Source organism: candidate division KSB1 bacterium (assembly GCA_016214895.1).
GTDB lineage: Bacteria > Electryoneota > RPQS01 > RPQS01 > RPQS01 > JACRMR01.
On sequence record JACRMR010000020.1, the window covers coordinates 281,584 to 303,679 of the forward strand.

The following is a 22,096-nucleotide window of genomic DNA, read 5'->3' on the forward strand; positions in this document are numbered from 1 at the left end:
CACGGCTGCGCGGCGCTACGGTTACGCAAGGGCGGGTCGCGGACCCGCCCCTACGGGAGATACGGCCCGCGGTGTGCAGGAATTGACGCGGCTGCTGCGCGGCGGAATCTGGTCCGATTGACGACCGGGGTGGGATTCCGGCAGGGACACAGTCCCTGCTCGGCGAGGAGTTCCCGATGCGCGAAGACGCGCACCCCCCCGGCCTCCCACGGGATGTGGGGGGAGAACAGACTCTCCGATTCCGGCCGGGCGCGGACGCCCGGCTCGGCGGCTTGATCGGCACTTCAATTTTCAATTTTCAATTTTCGCCGTTCGATCGCATTCAGCCTCGCCTTCGTCTTATTCGAGATCTTCATTTCCGGCGCGCGCAAGACATCCGTATTGTCTCCGTGCCGGCGATAGCGGTAGCAGACTTCATGCACGCGGCCGACTTCGTACTTCTCGCCGCACTTGAGCACCAGATCATAATCTTCGCCGTAGTGTCCCAGCTCTTTTTCATCGAAGCCGCCGAATTCGAGAATCACTGAGCGATGCCAGCAGCGCAGCGCGCCCGCGCCGTCGCGCCGCAGGATGTTGTTGCGGTTGTATTGCTCGTGACGGATGACGCCGAACTCGGGCAGTGAGTTGCCCGCTTCATCCGTCAGTTCGTAGTAGCTGATCGCCAGCCCCCACGTCGGATTCGCGAGCAGAGCCCCGGTCATCAGCTTCAGCGTGTGCGGCAGATACTCGTCGTCGCTGTCCAATTGCGCGACAAACCGGCCCTGCGCGGCCCGCACGCCCAGATTCAGGGACAGCGCGATGACATTCTGATCATTCTCGATCAGCCGGATTCGCCGGTCCTTCGCGGCATATTCCCGCACGACATCCCGCGTCGCATCCGTCGAACCGTTATCGACAATAAGGTATTCCCAGTCGTTGATCGTCTGCCGTTGTACGGACTCGATGGCCTTCCCGATGAATGTTGCGCGATTGTACACCGGCGTCACCACTGACACGAGCGGGCCGGAAGCCGTCGCCGCCGCCGGGATTCCCGTCCGCGGCCCCTCCAGCCAGGCGTGCTCACGTTTCAGGAAGTTGTAGAACACCTGCTCGATCTGCCGCTCCTCCTCTTTGTCCATGAAGAGGTAGGAGAACCCGCCGAGCTTGCCCCGGCCGGGAAAGAACAGTTTGTCTTTCAGGGTGCTCGCGTCCGGGTTCGGTTCGGGTGCGGCGACCACGGCGAGTTCGGCGCCGACATGCACGCGCCGGCCGTCACCCCAACTCTTGAGCAGCAAATCGTAGAAGGCCGCGCGATGATTCGACTCATCCAGCCCGCCAATTTGCCGCAGCCATTCCGTTCGCACCGCCCACACCGGACCCCAATCTTCGCGCTCGGTGATGTCACCGATATCATGTCGCACGCGCACCGCCTCGCGCACGCTCCCGGCTTGCAGCGCGTAGTCGCCGTAGAGGAAAGCGGCGCGGGGATTCGCTTCGGCAGCCCGCACGAGCGCCGCGCGCCATCCGGCACTCAATTCTACAAGATCCGGTGGCAGCGTCACCAGTAACCCCGGCGGCGCCGCGGCGGCGGCGGCATTGACGCACTGTGCGAAGTTTCCGGCCTCCGCCTTGAGCGGGTGCACATCACTCTGTAGAGCCTTCACGTCCAGTCCGGTCGGCTCATCTACGATTAGCACAGGCGCGCCGCCTGCCATCGTCCAGCAACTCACTCTCATTCCGTGATTCGTTCGTTAGTTTTCTGGTTCGTATTGACACTGGTTACTCGCGCTCAGGCCGAGACCTTCGCGCTTGTGCTCTCCGGCGGCGGTGCGCGCGGCTTTGCTCATATCGGAGTCCTCAAAGCGCTCGAAGCCGCCGGGTTGCAACCCGACTTGATCGTCGGCTCTTCCATGGGCGCGGTCGTCGGCGGTCTGTACGCCGCCGGTTACTCGGCTGGTGAGATCGAACAAATCGCGCTCACCGCGGACTGGTCCGGTCTGTTTCTCGATCGTCCCGTGCGCCGCAATCTGTTTCTCAGTCAGAAGGAAACGAATTCCCGCCACATCCTTGCCGTCGGCTTCCGCGGCTGGAAACCGGAAGTCCCCTTTGCCCTCGCCAGCGGTCAGAAGCTGTATGATATGCTGTTTGACCTGACCCAGCGCGCCCCGTACCATGCCTGGAGTTCTTTCGACGATCTCAAGATTCCATTCCGCGCCGTGGCCACGGATCTGAACAGCGGTGATGCGGTCGTCTTTCGCTCCGGCGATCTCGCGGAGGCGTTGCGCGCGACGGTTTCGATTCCGCTGCTGTTTAATCCGTATCGCCTCGACTCGTTGCTGCTGGTGGATGGCGGCGTCGCGGAGAACATTCCGATCGGCACCGCCCGACTCGCGGGCGCCACCCTCGCGCTCGCCGTGGATGCGACCAGCGGACTCGATGCCACGGCCGACATCCATTGGCCCTGGCAATTGCTCGATCGCGTCACCACGATGATGCAAATCGATCGCAATGCCAAGGAAGTGCAGCAAGCGGATTACGTGATCACTCCCGCGCTGGGGAATCAGGCGTCAACGGATTTCAGCGGGCTGGCCGCGGTCATCGACAGCGGTTACGCCGCTGCTCTCAGAACGCTGCCGGAGTTGACGCAGCGGTTGCGCAACGCCGACCGTCCGGCGCGCGATGCGGTGACCTTTGCGACGCGCAGCCTCGCCCGCGCGTTCGCCGCTCACATTCCCGACAGCCTGTCCCGGCGTTACGGTCATCAGTTTGCCGGGCTGACAGCGATCCGCGATTCCAGTCTGCAAGCGGTTCCGGCGGGCGGCGGTGCGCTGCACAAACTCAGCCTCGTTCGTCGCATGCTGATTGATGACGGCTTCACCCTCGCGCGGGTCCAACGCCTGAGCCTGCGCGACAGCGCCGTGGTTTCCGTCTGGGACGAAGGCCGCATCGGCACGATTCAGGTTCGCGGCAATCGCCGCATTCGGCCGTGGATGGTCACTCGGGAATTCCCGCTGCGGGCCGGTGAAACATTCACATTGCGCCGCGCCCGTCGCGGTGTCGCTCAACTTTACGGCAGCGAACTCTTCGAGTCCGTGTCGCTGGCCACCGCGGTCACCGACAGCGGCGTTCACTTGACCGTGCGCGTCACCGAGCCGGCCTCGCCGCAACTGCGATTCGGCGTCGCCTTTTCCAGCGAACGCCGCGGTCGCGGGTTTGTTGAGTTTCTCAATGATAATGTGCTGAATGTCGGTGCGCGGCTCCGTGTCTTTGGCAAGTACGGTGAACGCGACGAGCAACTCTATTCATCGTTGGCGTTCGACCGCGTTCCGCTGCGCTCACCGTTTGACGCCGTACTGGCGAGCCGCTTGACCACCGAGTTCAAGCTGGGTTGGCGACGCGAAGAAAACAATTTCTACAATTCCCGCCATGACCCTGAGGCCTTCTATTTCTTTGAGCGCAGCGAAGCCGATCTCGCCGTCGGCCGCAGCTTCCATCGCTGGGGTGAGCTGACCTATGCGGCCCGCTACGAGAGCATTCGCGGAGCGGGAGTCCCCGACGAACCAACGGCCCGGCTGGCCGCCGTTGGGGGACGGATTCATATTGATACGAAAGACCGCTATCAGTACCCCAGTCGCGGCCTCGAAACCCGCGCGCGTTATGAATATGTTGTCGAAACCGGCGCCAACCGGCGTTCCTACAACCGCGTGCTCGGTTTCGCCGATTTACACGTGCCGCTGGCGAAGCGCACGGTTATCCGTGAACGCCTCGACTACGGCTGGAATGACCGGATTCTCCCGCGTTGGGCGCAGTACGGCATCGGGGGACCGGAGCAGTTGCTCGGACTCCATTACGGCGAGCGCATGGGAACTACCAAGCTCGCGGCGCTGACGGAACTGCGCTACGATTTGCTCTCGCGCTGGTTGGCCGACGCCTACCTTTCCGCGCTCTACACGGTGGGCGCGGTTTCGGCGGAATCGTCCACATTGCCCGAATCCGCGGCCTATCAGCACGGCGTCGGCGCCTGTTTCGGCCTCGCCACGATGCTCGGCCCGCTGAAACTCACGGTCGGCGAGTTGTTGAAATCGGAGTCCGGAACGGGCCAGACTCGCATCTATCTCGAACTGGGCCACGACTTCTGACCTTTCCACCGAGTCGAGCGTCCGCGCGCGGCCGGAATCGGCGAGTTCCCGCCGCCGGAAGTCCCCGGACCCTCGAGCATTCGCCAGAGCGAGCAGGGGCACGAGAGAACATCTCGTGCCCCTTTTCACGTTGGAACCACCTGTGTTAGAGCACCGGCGCGCGGAAATGCAGCCGCGTGTTGATCAAGTTTCCGAGACAGCGTCCTTCCGTCAGGCCAATACTGTTATCTGACGCGTAGTGGATGCCACCGTAGAGTCGCGATACCGCCGCCTCATCCGATGCCTCATCGAGCGACGCATAGGACCGTGACGGCAATCCGCGCGAGTCGTGCGTATGGTCGGTGAAGGCAATCGTGCCGAAGAAGCCGGCCAGCGCCGCTGAGGCCGCCCCCGACGAAGTCGAATGTCCGGACGTACACGTCGGAAAATTCGGCGTCGTGATCATCGGCGTCCAGCCCGCGGCAATATTCGTCTGGATAAACGTGATCGGCCGCATTCCGTTCATTTGGAATTTTGCCTTCCAGCACGAGATGAAGGCATCGTGCACGGCAATGCAGCAGCGCGCATAGGCCTCGGCGGCGTCCTGCAAGTTCAGGTCTTCCTGCGCCAGCAACTGTCCGGTAATGGCGACCCAATGTCCCGGCGGTGTTCCCGTGGCCGACGGACCGTCCGCCCAGAAGGCCGCAATCGCACGCTGATCGTCGGTCAGATTCTGCGAGACGTTATAGACCTCCATGGCCTCGATGTAGTAGGCCGACGCCGGATCGGTTGAATATGCCGGCGGCGTTTCCGGATCGCATTCGAGGCTGCCGCCGTCTCGTTCCAATAAAAACGTGCGGATCTGGCCCCAACACGGCTGCAACGGCGCGGCATTGCCCGGCGGCGTCGGCACCCACAGCCCCTCACCGACCGGCGGCGTAAATGCACAGTTGTTGTAGAGCAGATACCCGTCCGTCGCGGCCCAGGACACGATCCCCTGTGCCATCTGCTGTCCCAACAACATCGAGCGATCATAGACTTCGGCGGTCACCGCTGCCTGACGTGTTGCACTCCAGGAATCGCGCAGCGACGCGATCAACGTGCGCACGGAGTCCGGCGCGATGGTGAAGAAGCTCGTCATGATGTCCGCGACGGCATGATTTGCTACAGTGGGCCAGTCATAGATCGTGTTAGCGGCAGGCTGCGGCAGACTTGTAAGCTCGTCGAGCTGTCCCGCCAGCGAAACATGGTTCGGCATTCCCGGCACCAGCGCCTCGTAGAGCGTCACACCGACGAAACCATAAATTCGCGAGGCCACCGGCGGCGAATATCCGGAACCTTTCACCGCGCGATAACTCATGTCCATCCATTCCGTCGCCACATCGGGCGCAAAGGTGCTTGTCGCGGGCGATGTCACCGGCGGCGGCGTATCATCGTCGTCATCTTTCGAGCAACCGAACATCACAACCGCCAGCACGATCAGCACCGGCACGAACCATTTGCGATTTTCCATTGGACTCTCCTCCTACAAAGAGCTTGGGATCCCGCTTACATGTGACTGAGCCTATAATATACTTGGCGAGCGCAGTCTCCTGCAAACTGAACTCGTCCTGCCTGAACTCTCCTCTCGCGCGTTGCGGATGCTATTCAGCCCGCCGGAGTCATCCGCCGCTGCCGCGTCATCCACTACCGGACGCTAATCCGGCTCAAGCCATTCCCCGGACTGAACGACCGGCAACTGCAATGCCCGCTCGCGATCCAGATCCAGCGGAAACAGATGCACGCTCTGCGGGGCCTGCACCCATTTGTAGATCGATCGCATGAACAGACTCAGGAACCGCTCCACCCACTGCCGCAGCATCCCCGGCTGGTAGGCCGGATGCAGTTTGCGCAACTGTTCATCGCTGAACTTCGCGCGCAATCGCTCATGCATTTCATCCGGCATGAGCTTCTCTCCGGCAAACAGGTTGAAGCACTCGTCCAGCACGGCGAAGGGCATCAGGTCGCGCTCATCCTCCTGATCGTCCGCCAGCTCCGCCGACGCCGGAGTCGCGAGTAACCGCTTGAGGCTCTCCCAACCGTACCGCGCGGCCAAATGCGCCAACAGCCCGTTCACGACAGTCTTCGGCATATTGCCTAACAGCGCATAGCCGCCCATCAGGTCGCCGCCGATCGTTGTGTAGCCCACCGCCTTCTCGGACATATTTCCCGATTGCAGCCATAATCCACGCGCGCTGTTCGACCAGTTCCACATCCGCATGCCGCGAATCCGCGCCTGAATATTCTGCGTGGTCAGCCTGTCCAGCGTCTGTCCTGCGGGCAGCATCCGCTCCGCCGCTTCGATCTCGCGCGCAAACGCATCCTCGATCGACAGTTCCATGAATCCGACGCCCAATTCTTCACAGATCAAGCGCGCAATGTGCTTCGTCGTCTCCGAGTTAAACCGCGTCGGCATCGAGCAGCAGTAGATGAAATCTGCAATGGCCCGCCGACGCTCTGCCTCCGCCAGCGCGCCAAATCGCTCCTGCGCATACAGCCAGGCCACGATCAGGGATAGCACCGAATCCCGCCCGCCCGACAGCGCAATCCCGATTCGCGCAAACGCCCCGCTCTTCTCAAAGTACCCCGTCAGCCCGGTCTGCATTGCCGCGAGTAGCTCGTCGAATGCGGACAGCGGCACGCTTCGAATTTCCGCATTCGCTGCCACCCCCGGACGCGAACTCCCGGCCGTCACCGCCTTGGACTCGATCATGGAAACCGGAATCTGATCCCGGAGAAAGCGCGTTTGCTTTGCTTGCCACGCGGAATTCCCGGTGCGACTGGCTGTCGTCCGCTCCAGATCCACGACGCACGTTGCGAATCCGGCTTTCCAGCGCGGCGCGTCCAGCAGCAGGGTTCCGTTCTGATTTACATAGCCGCCGCCGTCGCAGACCAGCGAATCATTCCCGCCGTACTGATTCACATAGACCAGCGTCACCGCGTTTTCCCGCGCCCGCTCCGCAATCATCGCGCGTCGCGTTTCCACGACCCCCATTCGCCACGGCGACGCTGAACCGTTGACGACGATTTCAGCACCGGACAGTGCGCGGCGCTTCAGGGGTCCGTCCGGTGTCCACAAATCCTCGCAGGTCTCGACGGCCAGCACGCCGAACGGAAACTTGAAGGTGAAATCACCGAAGGGCACGCCGTCGATCTCTCCACTCAGTCCCGCCCGCCCCGCGCTGAAGGTTCGTCCTTCGTAGAACACGTCGTACGTTGGCAACAGCTCCTTCGGCACAATTCCCACGATCTCGCCACTCTGAATCACCGCTGCCGTATTGTAGATCTTATCCTCGTGCTTGACCGCCAGCCCAAGTGTCACGACTCCCGTGTATCCAAGTTCGCGAGTCGCGGCCGTGATCCGTTGGAGCTGTTGCCACTGCCCGCGCACATAGCCGTCCCACAGCACGAGGTCTTCGCAGGGATACCCTCCGATGACCTGCTCCGCAAAACATGCCAGTGTACAGTCCGCTTCGGCCATCTGCCGTAACATCGCGATCAGCTTGTCCGTGTTCGAGCGAAACGCGCCAACCGTCGGATTCAGCGAGGCCAGGCCGAGCTTAATGATCCGCCCCACCTATTCCCCGCTCACGGGCAACGGCGCCAGCGGTCCGCGCCCTTCCGTCACCAACCGCGCCACCCACGCCTCCACTTGCGGTCGATGGTGATCGTAGTGGCCGGTCACGGTTTCGACCAACCAGTCGGGAATCTGACCGTCCGTCGTGAGCTTACCCATATTGACCCGCCGGGCGGTCTCCATCAGCGCGCTGTGCGTGATTCGCAGTTCGGTCATCGCTCGTTTCAGAGGCATTCCGTCGGCTCGCCCGGAAGCCTCTGCGTTCAGGCGGTCGAATTCCGTCTCCCCATACCATTCGAATTCCCGGCCGTGGTGCAAGGCGTCCAGCCGTTTCAGAACCAAACCGTTCCAGAACGTCAGGTGCGCCGCCATGCCCTTGAACGACCACTTGCCGGGGGTCATCGGCTCTTCCATGACCTCGGCTCGCAGCCCCTTAGTAGGGGTCATTAGTCGTTCAAAAGCGATTTCCGTCGCCATGATGAATTCATCTCGTTCCACTCTTCAATGTAGCAAAATTCTCGAAAATCCGCAAAACCTTTCGGCTCAACCCGCGCCGATTCCCCCGTCCACCCGTGGACAACGGGGAGTTCGGCTTCATTCCTCGTCCTTCATCCCTCATCCTTCATCTTCCTCCCCCCAAAACAAAAGGCCCGGACAGGCATGTAGCCTACCGGGCCTCCTGGCTAAGGGCGTCTGACGCCGCTAAGCGTCAGACCTCCGTGGCCATAAATTCATTGGACCACCTCCTCTCGGTTACTGGAACCGAAGCCTTGTCTACGCGGCGGACAAGGTGCCCCCAAAATACGAATCAACCCGAGCAAACGCAAGGAATAAAATCATGCCAGAAAAAAAGATCGCCGCGTTCTCACTTGCTCATCCGTGTACATGATTCATCGCATCCACGCCTACAGATCAAATGCAAATGAGAACCGGTGACCGTCACCGAGATTCTCGCGATACGGAATGAACGCATAGTCCACGCGAAACTGTCGGACATGAATGCCGAACCCAACGGAGAAATCCTGCGTATCGAGTCCTGCCACGTAGCCCGCCCGCAACGCGATGTAGTCCGGCGCGCGCCATTCCGCGCCCGCGCGATAGAGCGGAGTATTATCGCGCACCCCTTGCCCCTCGGCAATTAGCATCACGGTTCCGGCTTTACCGATTGCTTTCTCGTAAGCTGCTCCGGCTCGCAACGTTGTCGGCAGCTTCGGCCGCTCCTCGACGAAAGCGCTCATCTTACCCAAGTGATTGACGGCTGCACCGAGCGTAAGTCCGTTCACCGCCGGCTTTCCGATGACTCCCGCGTCAACGGCCCAGCCGTCCGCGCCCTCCGCCCGAGTCTTTTGATGCAGGTAATGCAGGGTCGCGCCCGCGGCGACTCGCTCGCTGAGTTTCAAACCAAACGCGGACCCGACGGCCTCCGCGGTCGCATCGAAAGTCGAGATCGCCTGGCGGGTCGGACTCGTGCGATATTCGATGTCCGGCACGCGGGTTCCCCAGAAGTGCGGCGAGATCGCGAGCTTGCCTGGGAGGAGCGTGAACCCGATAAACTCCGCCTTGGTGTCGCCGAAATGCTGCGTGTGCATGAGCGCCACGCCCGCCCGCGGCGAGAACGCCACCGCCGCCGGATTGTACACCGCTGAGGTTGGCCCGGTTACCATCGCCGCGCCCACTCCGCCCAATGCACTCTCCCGCGCCCCCACCGGTACTTCGAGAAACGACAACCCCGTTCCGGCGAGCACGGCCGATGCGCTGATGAGTTCGACCAATCCGATCAGGAACCGGATTCTATGAATGGCTTGTTTCACGTTTCAAGTTTCACGTTTCGAGTTATTCCTCAGAACTTCACGCCCCAGCCCAGCGTCTGCGCGTCGTCCGGTGCGACCGTCTCCAGAGTGTACACGACATCGATCATCGACCGTACCTTCCAAATCGCGAACTCCAGGCCCAATCCCAGATTGAAGCTGTCATGATCGAGTCCGAGGCGCGCCGCCACGCTTTCGCGCTCGGAAATCTCCGTCCGCGCTTCCACTCCGGCGTGCAGTCTGGTCTCGTTTTCCGTGCTGCCTTCGAGATCGACCGCTCCGGTCAGAAACTCATAGTCATAGGCGGCGCCGACTCGATACTGCACCGGCCACTTGTCCGGTTTGCTCGATCCTTGACTCCAGTAATCCGTCGTATTCCAGGTCGTTTTGGTACCGATATCCTTGAGCTGCAAACCGAGCGTCAGATGATCCATCGGCTTGCCGAACAACCCCGCATCGACGCCGAAGCCGTCGCCGTTGACCGACCGGTTATTGTCCGAAATCTTGCCGTACGTCTCATAAACCACTTTCGCCGTGACTCCGCCGCCGAGTTTCTCGTGGAATTGCACGCCGAACGAGAACAGGAACAGATTGGACGACATGTCGATCATTTCGAGCGGCTCCCCGTCGAACGAGCGCGAGTCGATATCGCCCACGCCCGCATGCAGCCAGCCGACGCCGATCCCCGCGTTGACCACTTTCTTGTCCGGTCCGGCTTTCGGACGTACCGGTGCGGCCAGCGCGAGATACTGCACGCTGCGATCGAGCGCCATTTTTGAGGCGCTGATACCGAATTGCGGTCGATCTTGAAACGGCAGCGCGCCCGGATTGAAATAGAGCGCCGAAATGCCTTCGGCCAGACCGGTGTACGCATTGCCCATCGCCTTCGCCCGCGCGCCGGCGCCGACGCGCCCGAACGCCCCGGCGAGTCCCCCGTTCGTTCCGGCGAAGGCGCTGGAGGCGAAGATCGCGAGCACTGTCACGGACATCATGGCAATCTTGAAACGGACTCTCATCTTCACCTCAGGTCTCGAGATAGGCGCGAACTTGATGGCGGACGAATTTCGCCGCGCGAATAGCTATTCGAATATCGGACGGCAGCACGCGTCCTTCGGGGTATCTCACGTTCACCGAAAACGCGCTCAGGACCAGCAGTTGCTCGCGCCAGGATTCCGCCATCGGATTGTGCGGAATCAGGAGATCGAGTAACAGCGTTAAGTCGTGCGTGCGCGGGAACGCAATTCCGGCCTCTATCAGGCAGGCCTTCAGGAACTTCTCTGCCGATTCGTGGCAGAGAAAGCAGGCTTGCCGCAGATTCGGCGCTCTGCGGACTCTCGACTCGCGAATTGCCATCGAGAGGTCGCGATCCGCTTGCTCAATCCACTCGCGTGCGACTTGCTTCATACAGAGTTCGTCCTCGGCGCATGATTTCGGCGACGAATGGATCGTCTATCGCCAGCCGATCACGAATTCGCGCTGGTGTCCGGACCATGAGATCCAGCGGAAACTTGGGCCTCAAGTGCAGACGCATTTCTATTGTCTTCTGGATCTCGCTACCCTCAAACGGCATCACCACCAGCAAGTCCACATCCGATCCTTCGCGCGGCGTCCCATCCGCGTACGATCCGAACAGGATCACCTTCTCCGGGTGATACCGTTCCACGATTTCCCGACAGGTCTCTTCGATGGCTTCGCGCGTGATCATCGCTCAGTCCAGTACAATCAGCTTGCCCCACACCGCGCCGCCCGGCTTGTCGATCTTGTAGAAGTAAGTCCCGTTCGCCACGATCTCTCCGCTCTTGGTGCCATCCCACACTTCGTACTGTTCGCCGCCCGGCCTTGTCACAGTCGGCAGCTCTACCACCTTGCTCATGGCGAAGTCATAGATCGTAATCTTTACGTTTCCGCCTGTAGTGGTGTAGCGGAACTTGATCGGACCGAAGCGTTGCGGCGACCACGGATTCGGATAGGCATAGGTGTCCACCGCTCGTCCCGCCTCGCTAAGCGGCTTCGCGGTTTGGTAGAGCGTCCAATGCGCGCCTTCGTCGCCACTGCTCGCCAATCCGTCCAGTCCGCCCACCCACAGCGTTCCGGACGACTTCAGCGCACCATAGATCTCCGCCTCAAAGAACATCCGTCCCGTGGCCTGTTCGACGATCGCGCCGAACAGATCCCAGTTCGCTCCGCCATCCACCGACTTCCACAAGCCCAGATCATCGCACGCATAGACAACCGTGGTGTCGAACGCGAAGCTGTGTACACGCGGGGTTTCCGGCCGTCCGATCGCGCGTTCGATTTGGTCCTCAGTCAGTGCGGCCGTCCAGGTCGCTCCGCCGTCGGTGGTCTTGGAAACCGCGTAAAACTCCGAGTTCCCTTCCGCGCGCCACGACGCCGCCCAGACCGTGTGCGTGGCTTCCTGATACGCCAGTGCGGTGATGAAGTTGCCCGAGATGCCGGTCGAACCCGCCGAGAAATTCGTCCACGTTCCGCCGTTGTCCGTTGACTTGTTTACGCCGGCCGCGGTCCCCACCCACAGCGCGCCCTCGGCGTAAATGCAGCTGAACGCACGATGGTTGAGCCGCTCGCCCGGATGAAACTCGAAGGTGTCCGGGCTCACAACCTGCCAGCCGGTCGTATCGTTATAGTCCGTGTAACTCTCCGCGAACGCGTGTCTGCGCAGACCGCCGCCCTTGGAAACGATCCACACGAAGCTGTCGCTCATTGCGATATCGTACGTGATGTTATCGACGTTCGTCGCCGTCGGCCAATACCCCAGCACCGCATCGCGCCCGTTGTCTTCGACGTCGAATAATTGATCTCGCGGCTGCGGCAACCACGTCCAGTTCGTGCCGCCGTCACGGGTGTAGGCGATCCCGCCACCGGCGCCGCTGATGCCCACGCTCGTATCAAACGCAAACGACGCAAAGATAATCGAATCGGTCACGAGCAATCCGGACACGCCGCCCTTGCCCAGTCCCTGCTCCACAGAGTACGAGCGGAATTGCCGTCCGAGCGGCTCTTCTGGAATCTCCAAAGTCAGGAACGAGTGCGTGACTCCATTTCCGGTGCCGAGCCATAGATCACCGAAATCACCCAGGGGCAGAATATCGATGATCACATTGGAGAGCAACCGCTCCGCCGGCGACGCGTCATCGAGCGTCCGTCGCCCTTCGATCGCAAAATTCCTGGGCTGAAATTGCGCCATTGCCGCCCCCGCCGCAAGTAGTAATAGCATCGTAGCGCCGCACAGCCGTGCGCGACCCTTCCGTTCACCCCCCTCCACCGTAGGGTCGGATTGCATCGAACCGGAGCCCGGGGGACAACTCGGTATTTCAATTTTCAATTTTCTATTTTCTATTTCTCTCATCGTCCCTCCGAAATCATCTCCTGCACCACTCCAAATTCGACCGCGCCGACCGTCGGCGGCATCAACACAGCCCCCGGCTGAATCACGCGCACCGAGTCCATAAAATACTCCGTGGTATCAAACGGCGCGCACCCCGCCAAAAAGCCCTCGATCGCATAAAACCGGAAGTAGTACATCGAATTCGGGAAATCGTCGTTGCGATTGAACGTCAGTCCCACTGTGTACATTCCGTTACCCGCCACTGCATCCGGCAGATTGCCGTCGTCCCGCAAATAGAAACTCGTCGGTGACGGCGGCCACGTCGCTTGATCTTCGCGCCGCACATCGAAGTGCAGGCCGTAGAAATCCGTCGCGCCGTTCAGTTCACAGTCCTGCAGGTCCAGCGTCACGACCACCGTATCCGTATCGCCGATCTCGGTCGGCCGTTCGATGACGTCCGGCAGCGTCGAATTCGACAGCACCGGCAGCGCATTTTCGATCATCAGTCCCGCGTCGCCCTGTTCGCAGTATAGCCCGAAGCGCGTCTTGGCAACGTACTTGAACGAATAGTCATTGCGCGTCGGCAGACAGCGCACGAAGCTCGGCCCAATCATCGCGCTCCACGTCGTGTCTCCGTTCCCTTGCGCCAGTTCCGATTCGGCGACCACAACTCCGTCCGCGAGAATCTGGTACCAAGCCGAGTCCACCACATCCGGCGCATCCGGCTGTACGGTGAGCCGAGCTTCATAGTCGTCGAAACACGAGGGCATGTCCAGGTCCTGCGTTACCGCGTGGATCACGCACGCGTCCACCGCTTCGACCGAAATCGCCAGCTCAACATCCTGGAACTGGCAGGCATCCAATCCCGGATTGCGGAACACAAAACTGTACGCTCCCATTCCGCTTTGTGCCAACACCGCCGCATCGATTCCGCGTGTGTACAATCCGTTGTTCGGGACCACATCCCCCGAGGTCGCCGACGCGAACAAGGGGCCGCCCAGCTGGCGTTGATCACCGTCGTCATACAGCGCGAAACTTCCCGCGCTGGTCGGCGGTTCTGTCTCGCGCCACACCTCACACACCAGCGAATCGAAATGCTCGCGGTCCTCATACACCCGCGCGCGAAACACGTACAGCGAATCCACATTCGCGAGCATCGCCTGCGGCGGGTCAGACAACACAACCGCCGGGTACTTCACCCAGCAATCCCCTTCGTCGGTCTTCGGGCAACCGACCACTCCAAACAGCACGATTCCCGCGAGCAGCAGCAACCCCAGCGCTCGGCGTCGCCGAGCCGGGCTAACTCTTCGCCACCCGGCCGGAATCGGATTCTCCCGTTCCAAACAATGTCGAACCGGCTGTAGCGCTTTCATCTGACCCCCTGTTCACTGAATTTGGCCAGCCACAGACCGTGTCGCAGCCCGCGCTCGCTGACCATGCCCTCTTCAATCTGGAGAATCGTGAACAATTCGCGCAATAAGATCGCTCCGGCTAAGATGTATTTGCCGCGTCCGGGCGGCATTCCCGGCAAACTCTGCAACTCAGCGGCACTCTTCCCGCCAAATCCGGTAATCAACGCATCCATGTCCGTTCCGCTCAAGAAAATGCCACTCACCGCCAGCGGATCATAGACCCGCAACCCGCGTTTGAGCATTGCCAGCGTCACCGCGGTCCCCCCCACCAGTGTCCACGGCAACTCCCGTCCGCGCAGATTGCCCACGAGCAGCGGCAAGCGCAAGTGCAGCGTCTGCCGCAATTCGGCGAGCTCGCCCGGACTTGCCGGGTCGCTCCGTACGAAGCTGCCGCTGAGACTGACCGCGCCGAAGTCAATACTTGTGCTTTCCACCGGCACGGTGCCGCGCCCCAGAATCACTTCCGTCGAGCCCCCTCCGAGATCGATCACGCCGATCCGTTCATTGGGAAAGATCTCCCGCCCCGAGATCGCTCCCGCAAACGTCAGCGCCGCCTCATCCCGTCCGCTCAGCACCTCGACGTGGAGCCCCAGAATCTGTTGCACGGCCGAATTGAATTCCGCGGCGTTGCGTGCTCGGCGCAGCGCCGCCGTTCCGCAGATCGCGAACGCCTCCGCTCCGTCGCGCCGGAAATCGCGCAAAATCTCGTTCAGCAAATCGACATTCAACGCGATAATATCCCGCGGAAACTCGCCCGCCTGATCCACCGCGGCGCCCAGCTGATTCAGCGTAATTGTATCCCGCACGGTGCGCAACTCCCCACCGTCGGCTTCCGCCAGCAGCGCCAGGGTCGTGTTGCTTCCGATGTCGATGGCCGCGGCTCGCATGTGACTTACCCCCGAATCGCGATATTGACCTGAATGCCGAACTCAAAGGTGCGCGTCTTCGTATCCGCGACCACGTTCTTCGTCTGCTGCAAGGTCAGATACGCGCGTCCCTGCACCGTGCTCGAAAACGTGTACGTCAGATTCGGTTGTATCGAGTACTGGCTCGTCTGCGACGTCACGGCGAACTTGTCGGAGGTCGAACTCTGCGTCTGCTCAACCTTCGAAGTCTGATAGTCCAGCGTTAACGACACCGTGGTTTGATTTTGCAGCTTCATCGACTTTAACCAGAGCACCGGAATCCGGAATCCCGTCCGCACGGTATAGCCGACTTGGCCGTTGACCTGCGAGGTCGTCTCGCGTCCTTTGGATCGCTGATAGACGTTATCGGTAAATTTCTGCGTCTTGTTGTACCGGACCTGCGAGTCGAACCCGCCCTTGAACGTGAACGTGGCACCCGCCAGCGGCGCCCACTGCCGCTGATAATCCCGCGACTGCACGTTCGACGCCGTCCCGCTCCAGTTCTCCCGCACGGAATTCGCCAGGGCCGAGGTCAACGACACCGATTCCGCGAACCGGTCGATAAACGAAATCTTCTCCAGTCCCTGCCAATCCAGCGTGACTTCGGGGAACGGGAACGCGCTGCGCGCCTGCTTGCTGTTCAGCCAGAACTTCTTCTCCTCGGTGGACCCCGTCTTTGTATTGCCAATCGTCTCGGCGACCCGCTTTGAGTAGTTGAACTGTGTGCGAATCCCGCTCGTAATCCGGATTCCCGTTCGCGCCTGGTACGTCTGATCCAACTGTCGCGACTCGGGAGTCGTGAACCCGCCCACCGTATCGAGTCCGGTCTTCTGCGAGAGCCCGATCTGATACAGTAGATCGGCCTCCGCGCCGTGAATGCCGGCCTGCGAGTGCCGCGCACTATTATCGTAACTGAGCGTCACCGGATCGAGCACCATGATCGCCCAGCGCAGCGGCGTGACGACGGTCGCGAGCCGCTTGCCCAGCGACGGTCCCGGTTCCCGGCGCGGCGTCGGCGGTCCCAGCGAGTCGGGCCTCATCGCCAGCGAATCCACGACCTGCCCCAGACTGTCCGCTCCGCCCGGCGCGACCTCGCGCTCCTGCTCTTCGCGACGGTGCCGGTTCGGACCATGTTCGCCGCTTTCACCGGGACCTTTCGGCACCCGGTCTTCAATCTCCCCGGGGCCCGGCTGATCACCGTCGGGCCGCGCACCTCGGCCCCGCTCTTGACCGGGCAATGGCGGTCCGCCCCGCTCGTTTCGTTGTTCTCCTTCGCCTTCCCGACCTCGACCACCATTTCGCCCGCCGCGTTCGTTGCGCCCGCCGCTTCGTCCGCCGCCCCCGCCCCCCAAAATCGCGCGGAAATCGAGCTGCAGGTCTCCGCCGACCGTCCGCGAATTGCCGACCCCCTGCTGATTCTCCCGTGAGAAGTCACGGTTGTTCCAGGTGTACTGAGCGGTGTAGGTAAACGTCGGTTTCAGCCAGCCAAAGAATTGCGGTCGATAGCCGGTCGTCACCTGCTGTTGAATATCCGAAGCTCGCCCGAAATTGTAATTGAAGAGGTCCGGCCACCCGCCCTTCAGCCGGCGATTGACCGTATCCACCGAGTCCACGACATACTCGAAAGCGCCGCGCACCGTTCGCGAATAATCAACCGTGATCGGATCGAAGAAGGCGAATCCCGTCGTGATGCCGCGGCTGGTCGTGAATTGTTTCGGCGCCAGCGTCTGCCGGTAAATGTACACGGAATCGGCGATCGTTCTGTACGTCGGCCGCGACTGCTGGAACCCGTCCGACTTCGTCGCCGCGGCGGTCACCTGCAGTTTCGTGGGCTTCCAGTAGATCTTCGGACTTCCCACCAGCGCCAGAATCGGCACGCGCTTGATCCAGAACAACGGCGCCACCCCGCGTCCCTTCGCCGTCGGAAAATTATACCCCGCCGTCGCGTTCTCGCGCGTCTGCCGGTTGATTTCGGTATTGAAATCCGACCGCTTGTCGAGCGAGTAGTCATAGCCGACCGAGAGTTTCTCAATCGACCACCGCACCAGCGGATTCTTCGAGTTCCCCGTCTTCGAGAATCGCGCGGTCGCGCTCGTCGTGGTTGAATTGGTCTTCACGCTGTCCGGCACCTGCGCGGCCTCGATCCGCGTATCCGTTCCCGGAATATAGCGCGGCGTGGACACGGCCTCGTTGTAACCCACCGTCAGCGGCAACTGGAAGCCCCACCGTTCCACCCCCAGCTTCTGCAAATTGACGGTCGCGTTCCCGCGCCACGTCACGGACCCTTCCTGCGTCCCGATGCGCGTGTTCACGTTATGGAAGTCCGCGTCTCGTTGACTGAACGATCCCTGCAGCGACACGAAGTCCGCCAGCCGCAGCGACGCGCTCACGTCCGCCGCCGTCCCGGACTCCTTGAAAATATCCGAGACTCTCAGCTCATCCACCCAGATCTCGTCCGCCTCGGCAAAATCGCTTTTGTCCCGGAGCCGCACCCCCAGCGCGATGAATCGTACCCGCGACAGGGTCGGATTGCCCTGAATCACGACGCTGTCGCCGACCCCCATCGTGCTGTCGTGATAGGCATAGCGGCCGCTGACCGTCACATTTTGCAGCGTGTCGAAGGCCGCGACCTGCCGCAGCGCCACCAGCCGCGACAGTTCGTTCATCGCCACGTCGATGTTGTTCTCCGGATCCCAGTCCGGCTTCACATTCAGCACGATCTCGTAGTAATCGCGCTCAATCTGGTTGAAGTTCAAACCGAGTCGCAACGCCAGCTGATAGCGCCGCGGATCGAACGCCGAGGTATTGATCCCGCCGCCGTGCACGAACATCTTCAACCGCTTATATTCGAGCAGGTTCAGGTCCTGTCCCAAGTTCTTGGCGATGAAGAATTCGCGGCCGCCCAGCGAGTCCGTCTGGTTGGAACCGCGATCGCCCAGTCGATTGATCTTCAACACCAACGACTGCTCGCGCTGGACGAGCTTCGTGATCGGATCCTCCGCGCCCGACACCCCGGGCGGGCTGATGTAGCCCGGATTCTCGTGCGTGTTGATCACCGCCGCCGAGACCCGCTGTTCCGTGGAGTCCAACCGTCCGCTCGGCGGCAACCACTCGTTCGAGACGATGTCCATCTGCACCATCTCGATTTCGGTCTTGCGTGTGCAGCCGGTCAGGTAAACCCGCGCCCAGCGAATGTTCGTCAGGTCCGGCCCGCCGACCTGATTGAGCGGCTCGTTCAGCGGAATCCGGAATAGCCGCCACTTGTTGTCGAAATTCCCGCCCACAATATGCGGATCGGATTCGGACAACGTCAATTGATACGAGAAGTAGCTGTTCGCCTGATCCAGATTGTCGTTGTTGTTCAGGTCCTCGGTATCGGGATACGTTCCGCTCTCATCGCCCTTGTTATTCTCCGTGCCGTTGACCTGACCGAATTCATCGCTGTTCGACTCGTGCGCCCAGTCGTCCCACGACGGAATCGGCGGGTTATCCAATCCGTTCCAATAGGCGGAATCCTGCGGATCCGCCCCGAACTTCCCATCGATGCCGGTCTGCTCGTTATCGGAGCAGATTCCGTTGCCGTACTCGCGCTGCGGACTCACCGCGCTCTGTCCCTCGAGCGGCTGGTCCTCGGTGTCCATGCTGTCGTTCGGCAAGGCGTCTTCCGAAACCACGCCGAGGTCGCACACCAGTCGCGCATCCGGCTGCTCTTCCCCGCGCGGCAACCGCACCCAGAATTCCAGATACTGCGCCCGCGACTGATCGGAGTAGCCTTCGCCGAGATACCGCATCACGCCCGCCCACTGTCGCTGTTTCTCCGCGTCGCTGATCGCCTCGTCGGGCGTAATCTCCATCAGCAGCGATTGCAGCGTGTTCGCCACGTTCGAATTCACCTGCCGGTCCGGGAACACCTCCTGCACCGGAACCTGATTGTCCGTGTTCGGATTCCACCAGCGCAGCCGCGCCCGGTTGTGATCGATCAACGAGTCGCTCGGAATCGAGGATATCGTCCACTGCTTCCGCTGCAATCCCAGCGGCGCCGATCGTCGTGAGCCTTCAAAATCGTCGAGGAACGCCAATCCGTTGTAGTCGCCCGTCCGCGGATTCTCCAGCGCGTTCGGGTTGGGGAACACCTGCGCGACTTCGGCGTCGATCTGGAACTCCGACGCGGCGTCCGTCCGCACGAACGGCAGCGCATCGACCGCGTGCGTCAGAAACTTCGGTTTGAACTTCAAGCTCGTATTCAAGTCGTAGAGCGTGTTCCGCAGCGGTTCGCTGCCGATTCGCACGCGCTTGTCCAACGTCTTCTCGTCTAACTTGAGCACCATCCCGCCGACATAGCTGTCCGGCCAGAGTTCATATTCCGCGCGCGCGCCGAGCAGCGTCTTCTTGTCCAACTGGAAGAACTGCCCCGATTCAAACGTGATCTGCAAGTCCGCGCCTTGTACCTTCGCGGCCTCGTTCAGTATCTTCAGCTCGCCGGATGTATAATCAATCGTGTAATCCGATCCGCGCTTGAGCTGCTGACCGTTCAGCACGACCTCTTCGGAATTCTCCAAGACCAGCGCGCCCAGCTGGAACACCGACGTCGAGCCTTTGTACTCCGGTGAAAGTTGCCAGTTGCTTCCCCTTGACTGATTCGTGTTGGGCAGCTCCGTGTACAAGTAGGGCGCCGCGAAGCCCCCCGAGTCCTCATTTGCCACTTCCAAATTGGCCAGACTCCAATTCAGCGGCTGGTCGTTTTCTTCCCAATCGCTCACCGTATCAAACGGTTGCAGCGTAATAAAATGCAACTCGCCGTAGTTCCAGTCGATCAGGGCGCGAATATCGTCCACCGCGCCGTCGGCCGGGCCGCCGTTGGCACCCTGCGTGTCGAACTGGAAGTAACTCAGGTAGCTCGTGCTCGTCCCGGGCACGGCCGTCTCTTCTTGCCCCGACGAAGCCGAACGCCGCGCGATCTTCAGCTTAAATGTCGAGCGGTCGATGTTACTCGCACCCAGATTGTACACATGCCGCCACATCAGCGGCCAGGTGAGACTCGTCGGAAACAGGCCCTCGGGCTTGATCAGGATTAGTTTTAGTGTGCTGTCGATGCTGGCCCGCATCGTACCGAATACCGTCCTCACTGTGTCCGTCGGTCCGGTTCCGCGCTGCCGGAACGCGACGGCGATCGCCTGCCCATCCTGCACCGGGGTCTTTAGCCGAATGTAGCCGAGCTGGAGCTGCACATCATACTGCGTGTTGGGCGTGAGCCGAAGCCACTGTCCCTGCATGTGGTTCTGGGGTTCTCTGCTCTTCAGAACCAGCCACTGATCTTCCGGCAGATCCAGCGAATCCATTTCTTCGATGATCGACGCGCGCCCCTGAATCACCTGCTCCTGGATATTCCCTACCCGCTGCACATAGACTTCGATTTCGGACAGTTCAAATTCCGGCTGCGCAAGCGCCCGATGTTCCCGCCCGAGGTACCGTGTGTAGTTGTCGCGGAAGCTCAGCCACTCATGCGTCACTTCGCCCAGCTCGTTCCGCGTCTGGCCCTGTGTGCCCGTGATGAAGAAGTAGGTATTCTTCAGGAAGTCACGCTCGTCGAATGGCCGCACATTCTGCTGAATATCCCGCGGCGACAGCCGGTTCTTCTGCCCGCGCTCCAGTGACGCGATACCCGTCATTTTCAGCGCGCCCATTTTCAACTCGGTCTTGAGTCCGAACAACCCCGTATTGCGCCCTGAAAACGTCGCCAACCGCGTTCCCAGATTCAGCGCGACATTTCCGGCCTCGACCTTCTGCACGATCTCGTCTTCTTCACCGGTATAGGTCAGCTTGAGCGAGTTCTGAAAATCGAACAATCGCTCCGAATCCTGATCCACCCGCACCTCAACCTTCTGACCGATCTTGCCGGTGATGTTGAACTGCTGGATCATGTCGATGTGGAAGCTCGTATTCGTGTTGCGCTGATTGGCCGCCTGCAACTCATCGAACTTCTGCCGCCGGATATTGCCGTTGATCGTAATCTGCCCCTGCACGCGCACGCCGACGTTGTCCCCGCCGAAGAGTCGGCGGAACACTTTCGACTTCATCTTGAATGGCACGTCGATCGCGATCCCCTCGCCGGTCCGGCGCTGGGAGGCCTTCTTGTAGGCCCGCACGGTCTCGTCCTTGCGCTGCTTCCGCAGATCGGCCGCGATTCTCGCCTGCTTGTACTCGTCGTAGGTCAGGACCGTCGGCTGCACCAGCGCCACTGATCCCGACTTGAGGCTGAACGTAACGATCGAATAAGAGCTGTCGATCACGACCGTCGATTTGATCTGGTCGCTCGCCACGTCGAAGATCGGCCGCTCGCCAAAAAACGAAATTCCCCGCACGGGTCGCGCCAGCAGCACATTGCTGCTGCGCCCCAGCAGGGAACGCTGCAAACCAATCCCCGCCTGAGCCGGCAAGCACATCGCCGCCAGTCCGACAAGGACCCAGAAATACATGAATCGAAGACTAAGACCGGTCAAGCCTAAGGGCATGGAAATAACGGAACTCCCGAAATCGCGTGGACGCTGGTGAAGTTCTCTTCAACCTGATGAATGGGCTTCACGTTGGCGGGCAGGAATCTCCGCGATTCCCGGCTCCGCCGCGACAAACGGACTAACCGTCAGATATGGTCCACGCCCTCCGCAATATTTGCCCGGTTTTCCACACCAAGATCTAAGCTTTTCTCAGTTTAGCAATTTCCGTTCACAATAGCAAGGCAAAATCCCGACCACCCCGAGGGTCGGCCCTCCCCCCACTCCCTGCGGCGGCAAGTGTTCCCTGCGGCGGCACGCCTTCCCTGCGGCGGCACGTCTCTTGAGACTTGACGTGCCCCGCTCTTCCCCGCCGAGCCGGGCGTCCCCGCCCGGCCGGAATCGGAGCGTCAGCACTCCC

The 22,096-nt window shown here is 61.1% G+C and carries 12 protein-coding genes and 1 pseudogene; 1 reads left to right on the top strand and 12 read right to left on the bottom strand.

Annotation, left to right across the window (positions count from 1 at the left end; genetic code table 11):
- Positions 1 to 284: 284 nt before the first annotated feature.
- Positions 285 to 1,676 carry a glycosyltransferase gene (locus HZB60_11075; GenBank protein MBI5060308.1) on the bottom strand — a complete coding sequence of 464 codons (1,392 nt, stop codon included), beginning with the start codon at positions 1,674 to 1,676 and terminating at the stop codon, positions 285 to 287.
- A 42-nt stretch (positions 1,677 to 1,718) separates the two neighbouring features.
- Here HZB60_11075 and HZB60_11080 point away from each other — a divergent pair, with 42 nt between their 5' ends.
- Positions 1,719 to 4,118: a patatin-like phospholipase family protein gene (locus HZB60_11080; GenBank protein ID MBI5060309.1), complete on the top strand. Its 2,400-nt coding sequence runs from the start codon at positions 1,719 to 1,721 to the stop codon at positions 4,116 to 4,118.
- A 145-nt stretch (positions 4,119 to 4,263) separates the two neighbouring features.
- On the opposite strand, the gene HZB60_11085 is transcribed toward HZB60_11080, so the two are convergent.
- The 11 genes and pseudogenes from HZB60_11085 to sprA all read right to left on the bottom strand — a co-directional run bounded on the left by HZB60_11085 (position 4,264) and on the right by sprA (position 21,660).
- Positions 4,264 to 5,610, bottom strand: a complete 1,347-nt coding sequence (locus HZB60_11085; protein MBI5060310.1) for a vanadium-dependent haloperoxidase — start codon at positions 5,608 to 5,610, stop codon at positions 4,264 to 4,266.
- 183 nt (positions 5,611 to 5,793) lie between these two features.
- A pseudogene (gene nadE / locus HZB60_11090) lies at positions 5,794 to 7,707 on the bottom strand (NAD(+) synthase).
- A 6-nt stretch (positions 7,708 to 7,713) separates the two neighbouring features.
- Complete coding sequence (locus HZB60_11095) at positions 7,714 to 8,211, bottom strand: DinB family protein (GenBank protein ID MBI5060311.1); 498 nt, start codon at positions 8,209 to 8,211, stop codon at positions 7,714 to 7,716.
- Between the two features lie 407 nt (positions 8,212 to 8,618).
- Positions 8,619 to 9,524 (bottom strand): PorV/PorQ family protein, encoded by a 906-nt coding sequence (locus tag HZB60_11100; GenBank protein ID MBI5060312.1) that lies wholly within the window; start codon positions 9,522 to 9,524, stop codon positions 8,619 to 8,621.
- A 29-nt stretch (positions 9,525 to 9,553) separates the two neighbouring features.
- Positions 9,554 to 10,537: a hypothetical protein gene (locus tag HZB60_11105; protein ID MBI5060313.1), complete on the bottom strand. Its 984-nt coding sequence runs from the start codon at positions 10,535 to 10,537 to the stop codon at positions 9,554 to 9,556.
- Between the two features lie 7 nt (positions 10,538 to 10,544).
- On the bottom strand, positions 10,545 to 10,925 hold the full coding sequence (locus tag HZB60_11110) for a HEPN domain-containing protein (protein ID MBI5060314.1): 381 nt from the start codon (positions 10,923 to 10,925) through the stop codon (positions 10,545 to 10,547).
- Positions 10,897 to 11,226 (bottom strand): nucleotidyltransferase domain-containing protein, encoded by a 330-nt coding sequence (locus tag HZB60_11115; GenBank protein MBI5060315.1) that lies wholly within the window; start codon positions 11,224 to 11,226, stop codon positions 10,897 to 10,899. The genes HZB60_11110 and HZB60_11115 overlap by 29 nt, the downstream gene beginning before the upstream one ends.
- Before the next feature lie 3 nt (positions 11,227 to 11,229).
- On the bottom strand, positions 11,230 to 12,756 hold the full coding sequence (locus HZB60_11120) for a hypothetical protein (protein MBI5060316.1): 1,527 nt from the start codon (positions 12,754 to 12,756) through the stop codon (positions 11,230 to 11,232).
- A gap of 128 nt (positions 12,757 to 12,884) precedes the next feature.
- Complete coding sequence (locus HZB60_11125) at positions 12,885 to 14,240, bottom strand: hypothetical protein (GenBank protein ID MBI5060317.1); 1,356 nt, start codon at positions 14,238 to 14,240, stop codon at positions 12,885 to 12,887.
- Positions 14,237 to 15,166: a hypothetical protein gene (locus HZB60_11130; protein MBI5060318.1), complete on the bottom strand. Its 930-nt coding sequence runs from the start codon at positions 15,164 to 15,166 to the stop codon at positions 14,237 to 14,239. The genes HZB60_11125 and HZB60_11130 overlap by 4 nt, the downstream gene beginning before the upstream one ends.
- Positions 15,167 to 15,171: 5 nt before the next feature.
- Entirely contained in the window at positions 15,172 to 21,660 is a 6,489-nt protein-coding gene (gene sprA / locus HZB60_11135; GenBank protein MBI5060319.1) for a cell surface protein SprA, read from the bottom strand.
- Positions 21,661 to 22,096 lie beyond the last annotated feature (436 nt).